Source organism: Halonotius pteroides, assembly GCF_003605635.1.
In the GTDB taxonomy this organism is placed as follows: Archaea; Halobacteriota; Halobacteria; order Halobacteriales; family Haloferacaceae; genus Halonotius; species Halonotius pteroides.
Genome location: NZ_QMDW01000016.1, coordinates 1 through 20,450, shown reverse-complemented (window position 1 = coordinate 20,450; position 20,450 = coordinate 1). Strand labels below are relative to the sequence as shown.

Below are 20,450 nucleotides of genomic sequence, written 5' to 3'. Positions count from 1 at the left end.
TGCGCTATACAACAGGTTGTATCGAAATGAGGATCGACAGCGAGCAGATGCCGACAGTGTCAATTTCTGGCTTCCGGGAGTCGAACACTCAGAGATATGTGAACCAGTCGTCGTGGGCGTCAGTTTTCCGTTCGACGAGATCAAAGAACGCTGACTGGATCTCCTCGGTGACGGGGCCGCGGTCGCCATCACCGATCTCGACGTTGTCGACCTTGCGGATCGGGGTGACCTCCGCGGCCGAGCCGGTAAAAAAGAGCTCGTCGGCCGTGTTGAGCTCGCCGCGGCTGATCGTCGCTTGATCGTGGACGGTGTAGCCGAGCTCCCGGGCCAGCGTGATCACCGTATCACGGGTGATGCCGTCAAGGATGCTCTGTGAGAGCCCGGGCGTGTAGAGCTCGCCGTCACGAACGACAAAGAGGTTCTCGCCGGGGCCTTCGGCGACCTGGCCCTCCTTGTTGAGGACAATCGCTTCCTGATAGCCGTTGCGGCGGGCCTCCTCGCCGGCCAGTAGGCTGTTGACATAGAGCCCGGTCGTCTTGGCGTTCGTCGGGATCTGACTGGAGGCGTGTTTCCGCCACGAGGAGACCATGACCTCGATACCGTGTTCGAGGGCTTCTTCGCCGAGATACGCCCCCCACGGCCAGGTGGCGACCGCGACATCAGTCGGGCAGTCGTCGGGGCTGATCCCGAGGCTGCCGTAGCCGAAGTAAGCGATCGGGCGGATGTACGCGCTGTCGTGATCCTGCCGGCGGAGGAGTTCGAGGGTTGCTTCGGTGAGCTCCTCGCGGTCGTAGGGGATTTCCAGCTCGTAGGGATCCCCCGAGGCGAAGAACCGATCAAGATGTTCCTCCCACCGGAAGATGGCTGTTCCGTTGTCGGTATCGTAGGCGCGGGCCCCTTCGAAGATCCCCGTGCCGTAGTGGAGTCCATGGGTAAGGACGTGGATCGTCGCGTCGTCCCAGTCGACGAACTCGCCGTTCTGCCAGATCGTCTCGATATCGCCCGCCTCACGCATCTCGTCGAAGGATGCCATTGCTACTCTCAACCTTCGGCTACCGATTCTTAACAGTTTGCAACCACCGATCAAACCAGCTGGTCTCGCCGCAGCGCGGGCGGTCGGTGGCTATCCAAGTCGGTCGAGTAGGGCCGATCCCTCAACGTAGACCAGATCGTTGCGCGCCGCATAGCCGGCCGCATCGGTCGGCGACAACGCGGTGCCGGTGTCGTCGTCGAGCATCTCACAGACAACGGCTGCCGGCGGCTGGTCGGCTGCCTCGGCGAGGGCGATCCCTAACTCGGTGTGGCCGGCCCGATCAGCCAGGAGAGCTGGTGCCGCCCGCAGCAGGTGAACGTGGCCGGGGCTGCGGAACTCGATCCCAAAGGTCTCGCCGTCGTAGTCGGCGGTTGCCGCAGCCGCCCCAAGTTCATTGATCGTTGTCGCCCGGTCGCGGTCGGTGATTCCCGTCTCTGTTGTGCGGTGGTTGACCGTGATCGAAAACGACGACCGCTCGTCGTAGCTAAGCGTATGATTCTCCGTCGCTGGATGCCCGAGCGCGTCTTGGAGGAAAGGGAGGTCGAACCGCTCGGCAACGCTGTCGCCGAGAGCGACGCAGATGAGCCCACCGGCGTCGTTGCGGAGGCGTCGTATCGCGGCGGGGTCGACTCCGGTTGCCGGATAGACGATATCGGTTTCGCCCTCACGATCGGCGAAATCGTGGATCAACACCGGCTGGCCCGCACGGAAGGCGTCGATCGCGGCGTCGACTGCGTCGCTGTCACCGTTTTCTATTGGTTGAGAGCTGTCGGCGTCAATGCCGGCAGCGTCGCTGTTGGCGTCAGTGGTTGGTGGGCTCATTCGAGCTCTGCCTCCGCAACGTGGATAGCTAACATCTCGCCGTCATCGAGATCGAGTTCGTCTCTGAGCTTGATGGGCGCGATCAGTTCGAGGTTTTCCTCGTCGTGGTGGGTGCGGTCGGGGACGATAATGTGGGCGGGCTCAAACGCCCGGCCGTCGCGTTCGACCGTTGCCGGATAGCAGGTCGCCGCGCCGTAGGTGCGGTCGTCATCCTCCCAGCTATCAATCGGCACCGACGCCTGTCCCGGGAGGTCGGCCCGGGCGTGAATACTGGCAGTATCAAGCTCAAGATTGAGCGTGCCCGGAAACGGTGTGTAGCCGAGTTGTGATTCGAACTGGCGTTCGTACCCCGGCAGCGAGATGTAGTGTTTGCCCTCGCCCATGCCCGTTGTTACGGTGCCGGTCAGCGTCAACTCCGTCGGCGACTCGAACAGTTGGCGGTAGTCAGCGTACTCCGAGCGGAGCGCCTGCTCGCCGTCGTCGGTGACAGAGACGAGTTGGCCGTCAGCAACCCGCTCGCGATCCAGATAACCACCCGCTTCAAGCCCCTGCAGGCGACGCGAGGCAGTCTGTGTCGAGGCATCGAGCCGGTCGCCGAGGCCGCTACAGGAGACGGTCACCGTGCCCGTGAGGCCACCGTCAAGAGCGACATGCTTCAACGCGAGCAGTTCGTCGTGGGTGAGGCTGCCCGCTGCCGATTCTGACATGGCTAGAGGAAGGTGACCGAGAGTGATAAACATATCGCAAATGGAATGCATCTCAAAACCGTTATAGATTGTTCGTCGAAGTCCCTGTCGGTAGAATACTGTAGCATGCCCGCGTTGAAGACCCCTCGGATCACGGGTGTCGGTTCGGAAGGCCCTTTAGCACCGACCGGAAACCCGACGGCATGTTCAGAGCCTTTCGTACGGAGGTCGCCGACGCCCTGACGGCGGGCCTAGAGTCGCTTGACCTGCCGACCGGCGACCTCGGGATCGAGGAGCCACCCGAAGAGCTTGACGCGACGCTGGCCTCAAGTGTCGCCTTCCGACTGGCCGGCGAGTTGGAGCCCGCACCGCCGCAGGCTGCCGCCGAACTGGCCGCCGCGATCGACTCGGCCGGCTACGACTACATCGGTGCGGTGACGACCAAAGGGCCGTACATCAACTTTCAGACGACCGACCGATACCGACAGGAAACGATCGAAGCCGCCAACGCCGACGACTACGGCCACCTCCCAGAACGGGACGAATCGGTTGTCGTCGAACACACGAGCGCGAACCCGACCGGCCCGGTACACGTCGGCCGCGCCCGCAACCCGATCCTCGGTGACGCTGTCGCCAACACGCTGGAGATGGCGGGCTACGATGTGGAACGCCACTACTACGTCAACGATGCCGGCCGGCAGATGGCCGTCTTCACCTGGGCCTACGAGACGTTCGACGAGAGCAATCTCGACAGCGAGCCCGCTCGCGATCGCGCGGAGTATGATCTGGTACGATACTACCGCAAAGGAAACTCGTTCCTCGAGGACGCCGATGAGGCGACAGCCGAGGCCGCCGAGGATGAGATCGCCGCGATTATGCAGGGACTGGAAGCCGGCGACGAGGCCACCTACGAGCGTGTTGGCGAGGTTGTCGACACCGTCCTCGGTGGCATGAAAGACTGTCTTGCCCGCCTGCCCGCCGAGTTCGATGAGTTCGTCAAGGAAACACGGTTCATGCGAGATGGCTCGACCGACGATGTCGCCGCCCGGCTCAAGAGCAGCGAGCACGCTGTCTACGACGAGGAAGCCTGGCAGCTCGAACTGGACGGCTATGGCATCGACAAAAACCTCGTTTTCCGCCGCTCCGACGAGACAAGCCTCTATACGACCCGCGACCTCGCTCACCACGAGTGGAAGTTCGACAACTTCGATCGGGCGGTGACCGTTCTCGGTGAGGATCACAAGCTGCAGGCCAGCCAGCTGCAGGCGACGCTGGATATCCTCGGCAACGATCCAGACCGACTCGACGACGTGATCTATTCGTACGTCAATCTCCCGGAGGGAAAGATGAGTACCCGCCGTGGCACCGGTGTCATGCTCGATGATCTGCTGGATGAGGCGATCGACCGCGCCCGCGAAGAGGTCGAAGACCGCCTCGGCGACCGCATCCGCGACGACGACCTCGACAACGAGGATATCGAACGCATCGCCCACCAGGTCGGGATCGGCGCAGTACGCTACGATATCGTCTCGAAACAGCCGACAAAGGGGATCACGTTCAAATGGAATGAGGCACTCGATTTTGAGGCCCAGTCGGCCCCTTACGTCCAGTACGTCCACGCCCGCTGTTGTGGCATTCTCGACGAAGCCAACAGCGAACCAACCGTCGAGGACATCGACATCGCGGCGTTGTCGACCCCGGAGGAAGCCGCGTTGATCGATGCGATCGCCCGGTTTCCGGCGGTCATCGAGGACGCGGCCGACGAGTGCAAACCCCACCGCGTGGCGACTTACACCCGCGAGGTTGCCGACGCGTTCAACGCCTTCTATCGGTCGTGTCCGGTGTTGTCAGCCGACACGGCAACGACCCGTCGCTCGCGGCTCGCGCTTGTCGCCGCCGCACAACATGCTGTCGCCAACGCGTTGGCCGTTCTCGGTGTCGAGGCTCCAGACTCGATGTAGCTACGCGACCGGCAGCAGAAAAAAGATGCTCCCGCCGACAAAGTTGATCGCGCCGATGGCACCGCCAAGCGCCAATACGAGGAAGAACACGATCCACCACAGCGGAACACTCCCATCGGTGTCTGTCATACGCCGGCTTGGCAACGCCGTGAGTAAGAACGTATCGCTCTAGCCGAAAAACAGCCGCCTGAAGAAGCCCTTGTCGTCATCGTCATCGTCATCCGATCTTTCATCGGTAGCAGCGCCGAGCTCGGTCGTCATCGCCGAGGGCTCGTCGGTGGTCGACGACGATTCGCCTTCGGCGTCAGGGATGAGCGGTTCCTCGGCCGCGGGCTCATTCGACGCATCGACAGCCGGCTCATCGGATGGTGTAGTCGGCGGCTTGGGGGCGTCTGACTCGGCTGTCGTGTCGTTGGCAGCGGCATCGTCGCCGGTGTCCGTGTCGTGGAACGGGATGGCCTCCTCGGCTGGGTCGGCGTCGTTGGCCGCCTCGGGGTCAGGCGTCGACTCGGTGTCAGCTAAGTCGGTATCGTCGGCTGAGGGATCGGGTGTGATCCCCTCAGCCACGTCAGCGATAGGCGAAGATGTATCGGTCGCGGTCTCGGTGATCGTCTCAGTTGTCGGCTCCGGCGTCAGTCCATCGTCGACAGCAGCGTCAGCCGCTGCCGACTCTGTATCATCACTATCGTCATCCGTGTCAGCCGCGTCAACCGATGGCTGGTCAGTCTCGGGGCTGTCGGCGGCTTCTGTGGCTGTCGGCGGCTCGGCGGCGTCCGACATAGCTGCCGCCTCGTCGGCCAACTGCTCGTCGACATCGATCCCGGTGCCGGTGGCCGCTTCCGCCCACTTCGATTCGGCCTCGGGCATCTCGTCGCTGTCGGCGTCGGTGTCGGTTTGATCGGCTGTTGACGCAGCCGGTTCTGCGTCGACAGCAGCGGTTGTGGCCGTCGATGTGTCGGTGGCTGGTGCTGGGTCGGTGTCAGTCGGTTCGGCGTCCGGTGTCGAATCGGGAGCTGTCGCCGCGGATTCGGAGTCGGGCGGGGCCTCGGGGTCGATATCGGTGAGTTCGGCGACCAGTTCGCGGTAGGCGGCCGCCGCGGGGCTGTTGGGAGCGTACGTCGACAACGGTTCGCCGACCGCCAGGGAATCGCGGACGGCCTCGTCTTCCGGGATCGATGCCAGCACCGTCGCCGCGAGGGTACCGGTCGCCAGCTCCGAGACCGGCGTCGACGCGTCGGTGCGGGTGACGACCGCGCCGGCGACGGTGCCGCCGAGCTGTTCGGTGAGTTGGCGGGTCTTTTCAGTGTCGCGGAGCGCGTCGCGCTCGGGCGTCGACACCAGCAGGACGTCGTCAGCGAGCGACAGCGGGAGGCTCGTCTCGTGGCTGACGCCCGCACCGACATCGAGCAGAACGTAGTCGGCCTGTGAATGGGTGCGGAGCACCGAGGGGAGCTTTTCAGGGTCGGCCGAGGCGTACGAAGAGAGAGCGGTATCGCCGGGGACAACGTAGACGCCACCAGGGCCTTCGTAGGTCGCTTCAGAGGCCTTGGCGGTGCCATTAAGCACATCATGGAGCGTTGTCGGTGGTGACTCGATCCCGAGGGCCGCCCCGAGATTTGCCATGCCGATGTCGCTGTCGATCACCACAACATCAGCTCCGGTCTCGGCGAGGATCACTCCAAGATTTGCCGTTGTCGTCGTCTTGCCAACGCCCCCTTTCGCGCTGGCGACCGCGAAGACCCGTGCCATACTAAGCGTGTACTACGACGTGGATATAAAAGATGTCCCTCGGTGTGGCACGACAGAGAGACCACTCGAACCGTTCGGTGGTCGAAATGGCGGGTGAGGGTCGCACTGAGGGGTGGTAAATCAGAAGGCGTCTATCGGAGTTGAGAGATTAACCTGTGCAGGATAGATAGCGTCGATCCAGTGGTCATATCGCACCCTATATCGTTACTGGAACTGCATACCTCCATTGACGTTGATGATTTCGCCTTGGATGTAGTTGTTTTCTAATACATATGTAACAGTATGAGCAACGTCTTCGGGTTGGCAGGCATACTCGGGAAGATGTGTATCGATGTTCTCGTGACCCCGGAAGTCGATCGACTCTAAGTACCCAACGATGGTGCTGTTCATATCTGTCTCGGCAGGGCCAGGAGCAATAGCGTTGACCTGAAGCCCGCTGTCACCGTACTCTCGTGCCAGCGAGCGAGTCAACCCGTGAAGACCCGCCTTGCTCGCTGCATAGCTAGCGTCAACCGTTCCGCCAGTTCCCCCAATGCTGGAGATGAATATTACATCACCGTCCGGTTCAAGATATGGAATGGCTGCCCGTGTTACGTAGAATGCTCCCGTGAGATTCGTATCAAGTACCCGATTCCACTGGTCATCGTTAATCTCAGTTGTGAGATCTGGCTCAACAATACCCGCGTTGTTGACAACCGCATCAAGCTCACCGAACTCGTCGATGATCTCAGTAATCATCGAATCGACATCCTCCGGGTCACGGACATCACCTTGCACGGCTATCGCGTTGCCACCATCTTTTTGAATAACGTTGACTACCTCGTTAGCAGCATCCGATGAGTTTCGATAGTTTACTGCGATATCGTGGTCATCTGCAAGGTTCAGTGCGATTGATCGTCCGATTCCCCGGCTCGCGCCTGTAATGAGCACGCTCATTCTACAACCAACTTATATAAATGTATAGTAACTAAATCTTTTGTCTATGGGTATGACGGTTCTTTGACAATCGAGTGCATCCGTATGCTCAACTCAACTGATCTGCCTTGGAGTTTTGTACGGCTTACCACCCGGCATTACGTGCAGGTTAGATGCAAAATACGCGCTGTGCACCTTGTACGGCAACTAATCAGTGTCAATAGTTGCTGTGCTGGGTTCAAAACGGTACAAGTACATCGGCTGATAATGATGTTGTGTCAGCGAAAACGTCCTGACGGAGTCCTGCGCGAGTGACACGAGCGCAGGGCACGTCAGGGCGTGAACGATGCCGTTGCTGAGCGAAGCGAAGCAACAAAGAGTGAACGTCCTGACGGAGATTTGAACTCCGGTCCCTGGCTCCGCAAGCCAAGAGGATAGTCCACTACCCTATCAGGACTCATCTATTCATACCCATGGTTTACTTAAGACGGTTACGGTACGGCGGCCACCCACCTGAGGTTTTTATTTGATCCCGACACACCCTCGCCATGCGCGCCCAAAACACGACGACGAGCGGCCGATCGAGGTCACCGTCGGCCGCCCACGAACCGAGCCAAGGACAACGCTTAACCGGGAACTACCCCTGCCACTGTGTATACCTATGGGTGTCATAGCGGACGAATACGAGGCCCTCGACACCGACGTGTCGCTTGAGGAGTTCCGGGAAGCCGTCGAGGACAAGGTCGAACAGATGGGTGGGTTGGCCGACGAGGAGACAGCCGCGAAACTGATCGCCCACGAGCTGAAAGACGAGGAGGTCAACGGCATCGCCGATATCGAACCCGGCATGGACGAGGTGAAATTCCTCGGCAAGGTCGTCTCGATCGGCGATCTCCGAACGTTCGAACGTGACGAGGAAGACGCCGAGGATGGCCGCGTTGTCAACCTCGAAGTCGCCGACGAAACAGGCCGGATCCGGATCTCGATGTGGGACAAGCTGGCGGTTTCGGCAGTTGGCGATCCAGAGGCTGACACACACGGCGAGATCGAGGCCGGCGACGTGTTGCGGATCGCCGGCCGGCCGAAAGAGGGGTACAACGGCGTTGAGGTCAGCGTCAACAAAGCTGAACCCGACGAGGACGCCGAACTCGATGTGGAGACCCAAGAGCTGTATCGCGTCGAGGATCTCTCGATGGGGCTGTCGGATGTCACCCTCAAAGGAAACATTCTCGATGTTGGCACGGTTCGCACCTTCGACCGCGACGACGGCTCCGAGGGACAGGTCTCGAATCTGTCGGTTGGTGACCCCACAGGCCGGGTTCGCGTGACACTGTGGGACGAGCAGGCACCCCTCGTCTCGGAGTTCACCGACGGCCAATCCGTCGAGATCGTCGACGGCTATGTCAAGGAGCGGGACGGCAGCCTCGAGCTCCATGTCGGCTCCCGCGGCGCGGTTGAGACGATCGATGAGGAGATCGAATACGTTCCTGAGACGACTGACATCGAGAGCGTTGAGATCGGTCAGACGGTCGACATCGCCGGCGGCGTCATCGAGACCGATTCGAAGCGCACCTTCGACCGCGACGATGGCTCGGAGGGACAGGTTCGTAACATCCGTCTCCGCGATGAGACCGACGACATGCGGGTCGCGCTGTGGGGCGAAGAGGCCGACACGGACATCGAGTTGGCCGACCGCGTGCTCGTAACCGACGCAGAGATCCAAGAAGGGTGGCAGGACGACCTCGAAGCCTCCGCCGGCTGGCAGTCGACCGTGACCGTTCTCGACGGCGAGACTGACGCCGGCGACACGACCGAGACAACAGGCTCAGATGCCGAATCGAACGCAGGTGCGGAAACAGGGATGTCAGCGTTCGAGGATGCCGACAGCGACGAGGCGAGCGAGGACGCAGCGGCTGCCGAGGATGCGACCGCTGAGGCCGCGGCGGCGACAGCAGGAACCGATGTGACGACCGGCAGCGAGGCCGGCGGGGCCGCGGCGGCCACGCAGGTCAGCGAAACCGTCGAGTTCACCGGCACCGTCGTCCAAGCCGGCAGTCCGATCATCCTCGACAACGGCACCGAGACCCGACAGATCGAGGCCGACGCCGAGCTCCGACTCGGCGAGGAGGTGACCGTCCGCGGCACCGAAACCGACGGGACGATCGACGCCGACGACGTGCTCTGAGCCGTGTTGTTGCGGTGCCGTTCGCCGGCCATCGTCTGTCAGTGGTGTGAACGGTCGCTGATGGCAACGAGGACAACGGAAAGCATTATACGATCCACAACCGGGTATGTGGGTATGAGTGTCGAGTTGCCGTTCGCCCCGGTTGATGCGATTATTCGGCGCAACACTGGCTCACTCCGGGTGAGTGCCGACGCCGCCGAGGCGTTGGCCAGCCGCGTGCAACGCCACGGGGCAACGCTGGCGGTGGGAGCCGCCGAGACGGCAACCGCCGACGGCCGGAAAACGCTGATGGCGACCGACTTCGGCGTGGAAACGGTCGTCGGTCGTGAGAGCCTTGAGCTCCCGATCGCCCCCGTCGATCGGATCGCCAGACTGGAGATCGACGACAGCTACCGGGTGTCGATGGACGCCCGGATCGCTCTGGCGGATATTCTCGAGGATTACGCCGACAACGTCGCCGCCGCCGCCGTCACCCTCGCCCACCACGCCGACCGACGCACCGTACAGGCCGATGACATCGAGACCTACTTTTCGCTCTTCGAATAATGCAGTTCGGCTACAGCGACGTGTGTCTGGAACACGATACCGGCGAACGACACCCCGAGACGGCTGATCGACTGCGGGCGATCCAGCGAGCGCTCCAGCACAAACATCACGTCGACTACCAAGATGGCCCAGCAGCAACCCGCGAGCAGATACAAGCTGTCCACCGCGGCACCTACCTCAACGAGCTCAAGCGATTCTGTGAGAACGACGGCGGCAGTTGGGATCGCGACACCGTCGCCTCCGAGGGCACCTGGGATGCCGCTCGCAAAAGCGCTGGCCTCGCGTTGTGGGCCGCCCGGCAGGCCCTTGATGGGGCTGACGGCCGCCAGACCCCGTTTTCGCTCGGGCGACCGCCAGGCCATCACGCGGTCAGCCACAAGGCAATGGGGTTCTGTTTTGTCAACAACGCCGCCGTCGCCGCCCAGACGCTGCTCGATGAGGGCGAGGTTGATCGGGTTGCGATCTTCGATTGGGATGTCCACCACGGCAACGGGACACAGGATATCTTCTATGACCGCGAGGACGTGTTCTATGGCTCAATTCACGAGGAAGGGATCTATCCGGGCTCCGGCAATGTTGACGAAACTGGCACCGGCGACGGCGAACGGGCAACCCTGAACGCGCCGCTTCCGGCAGGGGCTGGCGATGCCGATTTCCTCCACGTCGTCGATGAGGCACTTGCCCCCGCACTCGCCGACTTCGATCCGGATCTCGTCATCGTGAGCGCTGGGTTTGACGCCCACGAACATGATCCGATCTCCCGCCACCGTGTGTCGACCGAGGGGTACGCGCTGTTGACCGATCGGCTGCGGTCGATCGCCGACGCCAACGACGCCGCCCTCGCCTTCGTCTTAGAGGGTGGCTACGGGTTGGATACGCTCTCAGAGGGGGTTGGGATGGTACACGAAACCTTCGACGGCCGGGAGCCGATCACCTGCGAGGACGACCCGGAGACATCGACCGTCGAGATCACCGACGACATTCGCCGACGGCTCGACATCGAGTAGCGTTGCCATCGAGCGATATTCGCGTCGTTAGCTGTCGTTGCTAGGGCGTTGGCTCAAAGTATGCCGCCAGCTCGGTGCCGAACTCGTCGGCCAGCGTCGCCACCGCCTCATCCCACAGGAGTTCGTAGCCGTCAGCAAGTGCCGTCTCGATCTGTGCGCCGAGGGCAACCTCAAAAATGGCGTCGCTGTCGAGGTATGTGCGGGCGTCAGTCACCGCGCGTGGGCGTTCGACCACGTATCGATCGCCGTCGAGAAACGGGCCGTACACCGTGTCGTCGTCGACATAGCTCTCAAAAAAGCCCACAGCGTGATCGCGGACAGCTACCGGCGGTCCCTCGTGGCGTTCGATCGCCGGTCGCGTCGTGTCCGCGAGTTCGGCAAGCAGGACGCTCCGATCAGCATCGGCGATGGCTGTCGATCGAACGACACCGAAGTCGTGGCGTTCGAGGCCATCAACGATCCCAGCCAGTGACTTGCGGAGTTGTGGATACAGTTGATCCTCGACGATAGCCGGTGTTTCGAAGACAATGGCGGCGGCTGTCGTCTCGCGGTCGGCGAGATGCGTCCGGACGCTCTCGCGGTCAAGCGGCGATAGTTCTGAAGGGGTGAATATTGCGTCGCGAGGGTCGGCAAGCAAGTCGCGGGCATAATGCTGGAGCCGAGCGAGATTCGTCGCCGAGAGCACGGCCGCGACGTTGCGCTCGGGATCGGTTGGATCGATAACGGTGAGCGGGTCGTCGAAGGATTCGGTGCCGTGCGCCTTAGGATCGAGCGTGAGCGGTGGCTGCCAGTCGGCGGCCGCCCGAAGTAGGGCGTCAACACCGTCGTATTCGAGAACGAGGAGTTCGGCTAGATAGCCCGAAAAGCCCTCGGTGCGGAGGTCGCTGCCGTAGGCACCGATCCCTTTGAGAAAGCGTTTGCAGAGGCGAACATCGCGGGCAAGAGTGTCGTCAATGTGGGTGTCGATATACCGAGTATGAAACGGGGTGCGGTCGACCGCCGAACGGATCGCCGTCGCGCTGTCAACGGCATAACACGGAACGAGGTCAACCGCAAAACCCTCGAATTCGCCGGTCACGTAAGGGTGTTCGGCGTACTCCTCGTGGCCATCAGGGAGCACCTCGTGGCCGATGGCGAGCCCGAGGCGTTCTAACTCGGCGCGGTCGTAGTCGGTCGGAAACCGAACGAACAGGTCGATATCGCGGTCGCCAGCGAGCCAGGTACCGCGAGCCGTCGAACCGACCTGAAGCACGTCGCCGTCGATGTCGCGGTCGACGAGGGCGGCCTCGGCGCGGTCGGTCAGCGTCGCTGCCGCGTCGGCCAGCCGCTCTCGTTCGTCGCGTTCGGGGGTGACGCGGTCGGCGACGGTATCGAGGACGCTCTCAAGGCTCGGCATACGCGTTATTTCAGTACCGGCCGTCGAAAGGATGTCGCTTCCGTCGGGGGAAAAACGAAAGCCATATTAAAACGATCCGACTACCCTGTGACGCGTCGGGCCGTCGTAGCTCAGATGGTAGAGCACCTCGCTGTTAACGAGGTGGTCCCAGGTTCGAGCCCTGGCGACGGCGTCGTTTTCCTGCGACAACTCACGAGGAGCCTGGCTCCGAGTAGCAACTGTCGTGGGTGTGGTCGCTCAGAAAGGGCTCGTGCAGACAAGTCGCAGCACGCGAGCGAAGCGAGGGTGACCGTCTCGGTGAGTTCGAGCCCTGGCGACGGCGTGTTTTCTCGAACAATGACGCGAGAGGCGTCGATGCTCCACTCTCACAGCGAGTTCAAGCATCGCCGCTTGTGTTCGGAAACTCGACACTCTCATATGGGGGCAGTCGGTATCACTCGGGTAGGGCCCTTAGCTTAGTCTGGTAAGAGCGCCGAGCTCATAACTCGGTGGTCATTGGTTCAAATCCGATAGGGCCCATCTAGTAGTTAGGCAGTTCTGTATTGCAACTAACCCCGGCTTTGGACATGCTAAGCTGCTTAAAATCGGCGTTTTAGGGGGTTGCCTACGCCCCCTGCTGAAAGAGGGACTTCAACTAGAATCTAAATGCACCCCCTCGCCTTACGTCGAAATTAATAGTCGAAAGTGACAGCTTCCCGCCAACCCGACCGCCATGCTGATGCGGGCTGCGACGTGCTAATCAAGGACACCGTCACGAGTGACGAGCGAAGATGCCTTTCATCGACGTGTCCGCGGTGAAACAGCAGGTGCCGACGAGCCCTGTGGGGACTGGCATAACTGCGGAGTGATTGCCTGTAGTGATCCCGTCAGAACGGGACGATTGTTTGCTGGCCCAGCCTGTCCCGGCTGTGCAGTGAGCAAAATATTCGGAATAAAAATGACGTATTTCTACGACGCGGAGAATCTCAAGGTCTTCTACGGTGAGTATGCCAACACAGGTCAGGCGTTTGGCACCGCGGCGTCGAGTTCTTCACGTGCCTTATCGAGTTCGGTCTGCACAACAAACGTCTCGTCGCTGCCGTGATCAACCACGGCCTCAAGGGAGCGTTTGGTGCCGATCTGCCGGAGCGCCCAGGCGGCTTGAGCCCGGACAGTGGCGTCGTCGTCGGCCTTCAGGGTCTCAGACAACGGTTTGATCGCGCGGGTGTCGCCGATAAGGCCGAGCGCGCGGGCGGCCTGCGGCCGGACGATATCGTTGTCCATCAGCAGTTTGTCGGCCAGCGGCTGGACGGCGCGGTCGTCGCCGATCTCACCGAGCGCGCGGAAGGTAACCTTCTGCAGCGGTGCGTCGCTGTCGGCATCGACGTACTCAATCAGCGTCTCGACGGCCTCGGTCGCACCCATCTTCCCGAGAATCCGAACCGCGGGTTTGTCACGCTTTTCGGCGCGGGCGAGCATCGTCTCGATGGCCTCGTCGGTCGCCGCGACCGGACCCATTCGTTCGAGGGCGTCGAGACAGTGTTCCTCCATGAACTCCGAATCTAACTTCTCGAGGGCACTAAGGATCATGGCAGTGTTGCCGCGTTTTTCATGCTCTTTGAGAGCAGCCCACTCCATGGGGAAATCCTTCGTGTGGCCGAGGACATCGTAGTACCCCTCGGCTTGGAGTGTCTCCCGCACCGAGAGGTCAGCCCACTCTTGGGCAGCCTCAATATCGTTGTCGAGGGTGTCGGTTACGTCGACCAGCGCGGCGATCGTTTCGTCGTCAACATCTGGATCGAGGCCGGCCGTCTCGACTGCTGCCGCGACCTCGTCAAGTACCGTGGTCGCTTCCTCAACCGTCGTCGGCGGCTCCGCGTCGGTGTCGACCTGCTCGGCGACGGCGTCGACGAACGACCCGACGGCGTCGGCAACGTCACCCGCTCCTTGTTCAGTCCAGTCGCCGTCGTCGATCGCGGCTGTCGCCGACTCGATCGCACCGGTTACATCCGCAGCGTAGGGGCCACGTGCCGCCGCAAGATCGTCGCGGAGGTCAGCAAGCCGGGAGCGAGCCTCCTCGTGAGGATCGTCGGGGCCGTCTTCGTCGTCTTCATCGGCCTCCGGCACCGGTGGGAGGTCAGCCTCGATAGCGTCGAGCGTCGCTTCCACATCGTCGAGGGCAGCCTCCGTTGCTGCGGCCTCCAATGCCTCAGCAGCGGCCTCACAGCGCTCATCAGGATCCTCGGTTGTGGCCAACTCACCGGCGTCAGCGTCGGCCGAACCCTCGGCGTCGACCTCGTCGGCGTCGGTCGGATCGTCATCGCCGTTGCTCATATGTCACACACTGCGGGCGATACTCAAAAGAGCGTTTCCATTCGTGGGTTGGTAGGCTATCGCTCGCGGACGACAACGAACTCCGCGAGATCACGGAGATACGCCACAGCGTCGGTCTCCGGGAGGTCGACCCCGCCAAGGGCCTCCAAGGCGAGATCTGACTGTTTGCGGGCGCGCTGGTCGGCCTCCTCGGGTGTGAGATCGGTGATCTGGATCAGTGAGGGCCGATCCATCGTTTCGTCTTGGCCCGCAGGCTTGCCGAGATCGGCGGTGCTTGCGGTCGCATCCAACACGTCGTCTCGGATCTGGAAGGCGACGCCGACCCGCTCGGCGTACTCGCCGAAGGCGTCGACCGTCTCCGCGTCGGCTTCGCCGGCGACCGCCCCGAGTTCCGCCGAGGCCCGAAACAGCGCGCCCGTTTTCCGCCGGGCCAAGGTCATATATTCGGTCTCGGTTGTCGGCTTCGCGGCGAGTTCTGTCCCTTCGCCCTCTCCGAGTTCAACCATCGCATCGGCGACAATCTCCATGGCGTGGCCGTTGTCGGCAAACAGCGCGAAGGCTTCCCCAAGGAGGCCGTCGCTGGCGATAATCGCCGGGCCGTAGCCGTATTCGGCCCATGCACTCGGCGTTCCCCGACGGGTATCCGAGCGGTCGATGATGTCGTCGATGACCAAGGAGGCGTTGTGGACGAGTTCGATGCCGGCCGCAAAATCGACCGCCTGCTCGCGGTCGCCACCGACAGCCTCACACGAGAGCACCGTCACCGCCGGCCGTACTCGCTTGCCGCCAGCGAGAACGACATGCCCGAGGTGGTCGCCTAAGGCGTCGGGATCAGCGGCCTCGATGGCCGCCTCAAGCCGGTCGTTGACCAGCCCTACCCGACGCTCCAAATACTCCATACGCCTGGTTTGCGAGCGTCAGCAAAGTAGGTGACGAAACCGCGAACCACCCCGCCGATGCCGCGGGTGACGGCCCGATGGAACCGAGTAACGGTATCAACGCGGTGGGGCGTCGGGGCCTGCATCTGTCGATGGATCGTCGGCAGCAGCATTCTCAGTCCCGGTCGGATTATCACCACCGGTTGCGTCGACACCGGGCAGCGTGATCAGATTCTCCCGGCCGATCCGGAGCTTCGAGATCCGATCCGCATCAGCCATCGACGACAGCAGCTGTGAAACCTTTGCGTCCGACCAGTCGGTTTCATCGACGATCGCGGCCTGTCGCATCCGCCCGCCGTTGCGCTCAAGCAGGCGCTCGACCCGTTCATCATCGGCTAACAGCGAAAGATCCTCTTCCGGCGGATCGGCCGCAGCCGGCTCCTCGGCCGTCGCAGCCGCGGTTGAGTCAGGATCGTCGCCACCACCCGGAAGAACGCGGTCGCGAACGGCGATACGATCGTTGCGGCGCAACAGGACGGCAAGCGAAATAAGCATCGCGGCGATGATCACGGCGATGCCAACAAACCGCAGTGAGCCCGCCCCGAGCACGGACTCCTCAAAGCTGATGCGGATATGATCATCAGAGTTGAAGCTCCGTGGCCCTTCGATCTCGACGGTGTTGTCGGCGAAGGGAACGTTTGCGCTCGTGATCGCGTAGCCGCGGGGCGTGGTGATCCGGAGTACCTGATTTTCGCCGAGTGTCGAGAGCCACGTGCCGTCGGGCGTCGACAGCGCGTCGTTGAAGACGAGTCGTTCCTCACCCGCGTCGGCAAGGAAGTTCGTCCATGTAAACGACAGCTCAAGCCGGCCGGTCGTCCCGCGTCGAACCGCGCTGTAGGTCGGATTCTCGATGGTCATCTCTCGGTCAGTGGTCTCGCTGGCGCGGGCGGCAAGATTCGCATACAGCGAGGCGCTTGGGCCAAAATCGGCCTCCCCATCTCGGTAGGCCGCCGCGAGGTCAGCAAAGGCTGCCTGCTGGTCGTCGGTGCGGAGATCGTAGGTGACCGTCACCGTCCAGTCGGCACTCCGGTCGGGCTGGAGAGCGAGTTCGAAGGTTGTCGTTGGCTCAGCAACCGTATCGGCGGCAAGCGCGCCATCCGGAGCGGTCGTCTGGGCGACCGGCGAAACCGCGGTGCTGGCGGCCATCGTATCGACCGACGTGGCCGCGGCGGTGTCGCTTGGAACAGCGGCCGCGGCGGCTGGAGGGGCAGAAGCGAGGCACACGAGGAAGATCACCCCGAGGGCTACAAACCGCATTACCGGAGCCTCACAGTCGTCGCGGAAAACGCTTTCTATCACACCGGCTGTGTGACAGGAGTCCACCATCCCTCGTCGCCTGTAGATGGATTTTTGTCGATCCGCCAGAGAGTGCCGATGAATGAGAGCCCTCCCGCTGTTCCTCGCCGCGCTGTTGGTCACAGCGACGGTCGGTGCCGGCGCGATACCCCCGGCCGGGAGCGACACCACCGCCGCACAAATATCAGCACCGCTGCAGGCCACGGCTGGCGGCGACCGCACAACCGAGACAGCGAATGTGACCCCACGAAACGTGTTACCGCTGCGAGCAGGGGCGATCAGTCGGAGCAGCCTGCGGCGACACCACGTTGATATCGGCCCGGCCGCCGGCTTCGAGAGTGCGGCCGCGACCGATACACTCGCCACCGCCGCCATCGAACAAAATGTATCGGCTGACGCGGGTGCCAACGATAGCCTCGCTGCCAGCGTTGATGCGATCGCGGCGACCGCCGACCAGCTCCGCCAACGGGAGGCTGACGCAATCGACGCCTTCGCAGCCGGCGACCGCGAGCCGACGGCGTTTCTCGAAGAGTTGGTGTTGATCGGCCAGACGGCTGACCGACTGCGCGACCGTCTCGATGTGATCGATGCCCAGATCGAAGCCAGCAGCGATAATGACAGACGGCGGGAGCTATCGGATCGGCTGACCACAGTCGATTACGAGCTTCGGCTGCTCGATGGCCCGGTGCGGGCCTACGCCGCCACCGTGTTCAGCGGCGATCGACCGGCTGGACGGGTGTCGATACAGGTCGGCGATGGCAATCTTGCCCTCACAGCGATTAACGACGGCAGTTACATTCGGGAGGCGTACCGGTTCGACAACCGTGCGACCGGTGGGCAGATCACCGCCGCAACCGCGGAGGATATCGTCACTACACAGTATCCGTGGTTCTGGGAGCGACGCAGCGGCGGCACCTGGAGTATCGGTGGCCCGGGCTCGCTGTCGCTGGTGTCGATCGAGATCGACGAGGGCTCGTTGCAGACGTTTATCGACGGCACAACCGAGAAGCGCTTCGTCGAACACCAACAGATCGCGCTGGATGAGGTCGTTCCCGTGACGCGAACAACGAAACGACAGGACGGATTAGCAGTGACCGTCGACCGCGCCTACGTCGGCGGGCCGCTCGATGTGCGTGTTGTTGATGTCGATACCGGTCAACCGGTCGACGCTGATGTGTCGATCGGACAGAACGGCCAAGAGAGTGTCTCCGTTGGCTCAACAGCCGACGACGGCCATGTGTGGACGCTGACGCCGCGAGGGACGTTTACGCTCACGATCCTTTCGGAGGATGACTCCGCGGCGTTCGTGGAGCTCACCCCGCAGGATGCCGATAGCGTTGTGTAGCGTTCGTTGGAGCATCTCTCGACAGACACTCCGAGTGTGTATCGGCGAAGATTCGCCGTCGACACCACCGGCTCAGGCGGCGTCAAAGCCGTCCTCAAAGACGAACGTCCCGTTTCGCTGGACGACCTCGCCGTCAAATTCGAGTCGGGCATCCTCGCTCATATCGACGATCATGTCGACGTGTTCGGCTGATTCGTTGACAGCGTTGTCATCGCCGACGGTTTCGGGATAGGCCGCCCCAACCGCGAGATGCACCGTCTCGCCCATCTTCTCGTCGAACAGCATGTTGTAGGTGAACTGATCAATCGCGCGGTTCATCCCGATCCCGAGTTCGCCGAGTCGGTTCGCACCGTCGTCGGTTTCGAGGATCTCGGTCAGCAGTTCCTTATTGCGGCCCGCGCTGTGGGCGACGACCTCGTCGTTCTCGAAGGTGAGTCGCACGTCGCGGATTTCCCGACCTTGGCGGTAGAGCGGCATATCAAAGTGAACCTCGCCGTCAACGCTGTCGACGACTGGGGCGGTAAAGACCTCGCCGCCGGGGAGGTTCTTCTCGCCGTAATCGTTGAGCGCGTGGTTGCCCGCAACCGAGAGCGTGAGGTCGGTCTCGTCGCCGGCGATAATGCGAACCTCGGTGGCATCTTCAAGCCGGTCGGCCATCCCCGCCTGAAACTCGCGTTGGGCGTCCCAGTCGAGCCCCACGGCGTCCCAGACGAAGTCCTGGTAGGCCTCGGTGCTCATCCCGGCGAGTTGGGCGTGACCGCTGGTCGGGTACTGGGTGAGACACCAGCGTTTCGAGAGCCGTTCCTCCTGGACGGGTTGGTAGGCGCGTTTGAACGCCGCGTTGTTTGCGGGCGGCACGTCGCTGGTCTCGGTGACGTTCGCGCCGCCGCGGGCGATGATGAAGGCGTCCGTTTCCTCGTAGAAGGCGAGTTGGTGGTCGGGGGTTTCGTACTCCTCGCCGGCCGCCCGGAGGTACGCCCGGGAGGCGCGATCGGAGTGGGTGAGCCAGACGGGAATCGCGCCGATGTCGCCACACTGCTCGTAGAGGGCGACGGCGAGATCCTCGGCCTCGGGTGGGAGTTGGATGACGACGCGGTCGCCGGCTTCCAGGTCGACCGCGTGGTCGACAATGGTGGCGGCGTGCTCGCGGATGCGTGGATCCATACCGATATGTGGGTCGCCGGGTGGAAAAGCGTCATCGATCAGTGAGTCGGCCGCGATAACGTGGGCGAAAGAAACGCAGTCTCTGTTGAAATCCGCATGAACTGACACGATCGGGGTGCTGCATACAGAGGATCTGTGCAGCACCTAACTCTCTCAACCAGTACTGTCAGAATGATAGTGATGCTAACTCATGGGGCACTGTCTATTTGAGCGATTCAATTTGCTGTGTTATACCGGTCAGGTTCGAGTCAGGCTATAGACGACCTTTTGATACAGTCCACAGCGCAGGTTACAGTACATCACTGAACGATAATACCTGAACTAGACAGTGACAATCCATTATAATCAATAATATTATTCGGATATATTATTTCAATAGATTGTTTGTTTGAAATATGGGTTTCAGGCTCTCTAACAACGGATATCTCGGCATAACATTTACACCAATGAAACCGTAATCACTGTATGGATGGTTCGGACGCAGAGAACGATACACAACCGACTGCACTACGCAGAAATCTACTAAAATTGACCGCTGGTGTGGGTGTCACTGCTGTGGTGGGCTCGTCATCTGTGACGGCAAATTATGATGATAATGATCCTGACTACGCCTCACCTACTGGATCAGTCTCGTTTGCGTCACCTGAGGACGGTGCAACCAAGCAGAATCCAGTCACGTTTGAAATGGAGGCGACTGACTTTACAATAGAACCCGCAAGTAGTGGCGTGAGTGACGGAGCAGGGCACTTTCACATTCTCGTAAATCAAAGACCGCTATCACCCGGAGAAGTAATTCCAAATAACGAAGAAAACGGATACTACCACTATGGCGGTGGGCAGACGACAGCCGAATTAGATCTTGATCCCGGTGAACACACTGTTCGTCTACAAGCTGGTGATGCCAGTCACAAAGCGTATGATCTCACTGACACTGTGAGTGTAACCGCTGAACCCTCTGTGAACTACACCCCATCTACTGGATCAGTCTCGTTTGCGTCACCTGAGGACGGTGCAACCAAACAAAACCCAGTCACGTTTGAAATGGAGGCGACTGACTTTACAATAGAACCCGCAAGTAGTGGCGTGAGTGACGG

17 protein-coding genes and 3 tRNA genes are annotated in these 20,450 nt (G+C 61.7%); 8 read left to right on the top strand and 12 right to left on the bottom strand.

All coding sequences use genetic code 11. The features are described from left to right. Positions 1 to 88 precede the first annotated feature (88 nt). From DP106_RS10965 to DP106_RS10955, 3 genes are all read right to left on the bottom strand, one after another. A complete protein-coding gene (locus DP106_RS10965) occupies positions 89 to 1,033 on the bottom strand; it encodes a branched-chain amino acid transaminase (protein ID WP_120085294.1) in 945 nt (314 codons plus the stop codon). Between the two features lie 90 nt (positions 1,034 to 1,123). Continuing rightward, the gene (gene ribB, locus DP106_RS10960; RefSeq protein ID WP_120085293.1) at positions 1,124 to 1,855 is read right to left on the bottom strand and encodes a 3,4-dihydroxy-2-butanone-4-phosphate synthase; all 732 of its coding nucleotides are present in this window, start codon (positions 1,853 to 1,855) and stop codon (positions 1,124 to 1,126) included. Then, complete coding sequence (locus DP106_RS10955) at positions 1,852 to 2,562, bottom strand: DUF120 domain-containing protein (protein WP_120085291.1); 711 nt, start codon at positions 2,560 to 2,562, stop codon at positions 1,852 to 1,854. Before DP106_RS10955 ends, ribB begins: the two co-directional genes overlap by 4 nt. A 182-nt stretch (positions 2,563 to 2,744) precedes the next feature. On the opposite strand from DP106_RS10955, the gene argS reads away from it, so the two are divergent. Further along, a complete protein-coding gene (gene argS, locus DP106_RS10950) occupies positions 2,745 to 4,502 on the top strand; it encodes an arginine--tRNA ligase (protein ID WP_120085290.1) in 1,758 nt (585 codons plus the stop codon). Here the strand turns inward: argS and DP106_RS16415 are convergent, their stop codons facing one another. The 4 genes from DP106_RS16415 to DP106_RS10935 form a co-directional block, all read right to left on the bottom strand. Then, complete coding sequence (locus DP106_RS16415; RefSeq protein WP_276310083.1) at positions 4,503 to 4,631, bottom strand: hypothetical protein; 129 nt, start codon at positions 4,629 to 4,631, stop codon at positions 4,503 to 4,505. It abuts the gene before it with no gap. A 39-nt stretch (positions 4,632 to 4,670) separates the two neighbouring features. Beyond that, complete coding sequence (minD, locus tag DP106_RS10945) at positions 4,671 to 6,251, bottom strand: cell division ATPase MinD (RefSeq protein WP_120085288.1); 1,581 nt, start codon at positions 6,249 to 6,251, stop codon at positions 4,671 to 4,673. A gap of 204 nt (positions 6,252 to 6,455) precedes the next feature. Beyond that, the gene (locus DP106_RS10940; protein ID WP_120085287.1) at positions 6,456 to 7,187 is read right to left on the bottom strand and encodes an SDR family NAD(P)-dependent oxidoreductase; all 732 of its coding nucleotides are present in this window, start codon (positions 7,185 to 7,187) and stop codon (positions 6,456 to 6,458) included. A 363-nt stretch (positions 7,188 to 7,550) separates the two neighbouring features. Then, positions 7,551 to 7,623: transfer RNA gene (locus tag DP106_RS10935), tRNA-Arg, on the bottom strand. Positions 7,624 to 7,827: 204 nt separating this feature from the next. On the opposite strand from DP106_RS10935, the gene DP106_RS10930 reads away from it, so the two are divergent. The 3 genes from DP106_RS10930 (at position 7,828) to DP106_RS10920 (ending at position 10,904) form a co-directional block, all read left to right on the top strand. Then, the gene (locus tag DP106_RS10930; protein ID WP_120085286.1) at positions 7,828 to 9,351 is read left to right on the top strand and encodes a single-stranded DNA binding protein; all 1,524 of its coding nucleotides are present in this window, start codon (positions 7,828 to 7,830) and stop codon (positions 9,349 to 9,351) included. Between the two features lie 114 nt (positions 9,352 to 9,465). Further along, positions 9,466 to 9,897 (top strand): histone, encoded by a 432-nt coding sequence (locus tag DP106_RS10925; RefSeq protein WP_120085284.1) that lies wholly within the window; start codon positions 9,466 to 9,468, stop codon positions 9,895 to 9,897. Then, on the top strand, positions 9,897 to 10,904 hold the full coding sequence (locus DP106_RS10920; RefSeq protein ID WP_120085283.1) for a histone deacetylase family protein: 1,008 nt from the start codon (positions 9,897 to 9,899) through the stop codon (positions 10,902 to 10,904). The genes DP106_RS10925 and DP106_RS10920 overlap by 1 nt, the downstream gene beginning before the upstream one ends. 40 nt (positions 10,905 to 10,944) lie before the next feature. Here the strand turns inward: DP106_RS10920 and cca are convergent, their stop codons facing one another. Continuing rightward, positions 10,945 to 12,300 carry a CCA tRNA nucleotidyltransferase gene (cca, locus tag DP106_RS10915; protein WP_120085281.1) on the bottom strand — a complete coding sequence of 452 codons (1,356 nt, stop codon included), beginning with the start codon at positions 12,298 to 12,300 and terminating at the stop codon, positions 10,945 to 10,947. Between the two features lie 99 nt (positions 12,301 to 12,399). Between cca and DP106_RS10910 the strand changes: the two genes are divergently transcribed. Together DP106_RS10910 and DP106_RS10905 are read left to right on the top strand one after the other, a co-directional pair. After that, positions 12,400 to 12,472, top strand: a tRNA-Asn gene (locus DP106_RS10910). Between the two features lie 272 nt (positions 12,473 to 12,744). Then, positions 12,745 to 12,819: transfer RNA gene (locus DP106_RS10905), tRNA-Ile, on the top strand. 480 nt (positions 12,820 to 13,299) lie between these two features. Here the strand turns inward: DP106_RS10905 and DP106_RS10900 are convergent. From DP106_RS10900 to DP106_RS10890, 3 genes are all read right to left on the bottom strand, one after another. Beyond that, a complete protein-coding gene (locus DP106_RS10900) occupies positions 13,300 to 14,613 on the bottom strand; it encodes a HEAT repeat domain-containing protein (protein ID WP_120085280.1) in 1,314 nt (437 codons plus the stop codon). Positions 14,614 to 14,669: 56 nt separating this feature from the next. Beyond that, positions 14,670 to 15,512, bottom strand: a complete 843-nt coding sequence (locus tag DP106_RS10895; RefSeq protein WP_120085279.1) for a polyprenyl synthetase family protein — start codon at positions 15,510 to 15,512, stop codon at positions 14,670 to 14,672. A gap of 96 nt (positions 15,513 to 15,608) precedes the next feature. Continuing rightward, positions 15,609 to 16,808 (bottom strand): helix-turn-helix transcriptional regulator, encoded by a 1,200-nt coding sequence (locus DP106_RS10890; protein ID WP_120085278.1) that lies wholly within the window; start codon positions 16,806 to 16,808, stop codon positions 15,609 to 15,611. A 121-nt stretch (positions 16,809 to 16,929) separates the two neighbouring features. Between DP106_RS10890 and DP106_RS10885 the strand changes: the two genes are divergently transcribed. Continuing rightward, the gene (locus DP106_RS10885) at positions 16,930 to 18,192 is read left to right on the top strand and encodes a DUF7094 domain-containing protein (RefSeq protein ID WP_120085277.1); all 1,263 of its coding nucleotides are present in this window, start codon (positions 16,930 to 16,932) and stop codon (positions 18,190 to 18,192) included. Between the two features lie 72 nt (positions 18,193 to 18,264). On the opposite strand, the gene DP106_RS10880 is transcribed toward DP106_RS10885, so the two are convergent. Further along, the gene (locus DP106_RS10880; protein WP_120085275.1) at positions 18,265 to 19,356 is read right to left on the bottom strand and encodes an aminopeptidase; all 1,092 of its coding nucleotides are present in this window, start codon (positions 19,354 to 19,356) and stop codon (positions 18,265 to 18,267) included. Positions 19,357 to 19,821: 465 nt separating this feature from the next. Between DP106_RS10880 and DP106_RS10875 the strand changes: the two genes are divergently transcribed. After that, on the top strand, positions 19,822 to 20,450 hold a 629-nt coding region (locus DP106_RS10875), incomplete at its 3' end, for a DUF4399 domain-containing protein (RefSeq protein ID WP_133305133.1).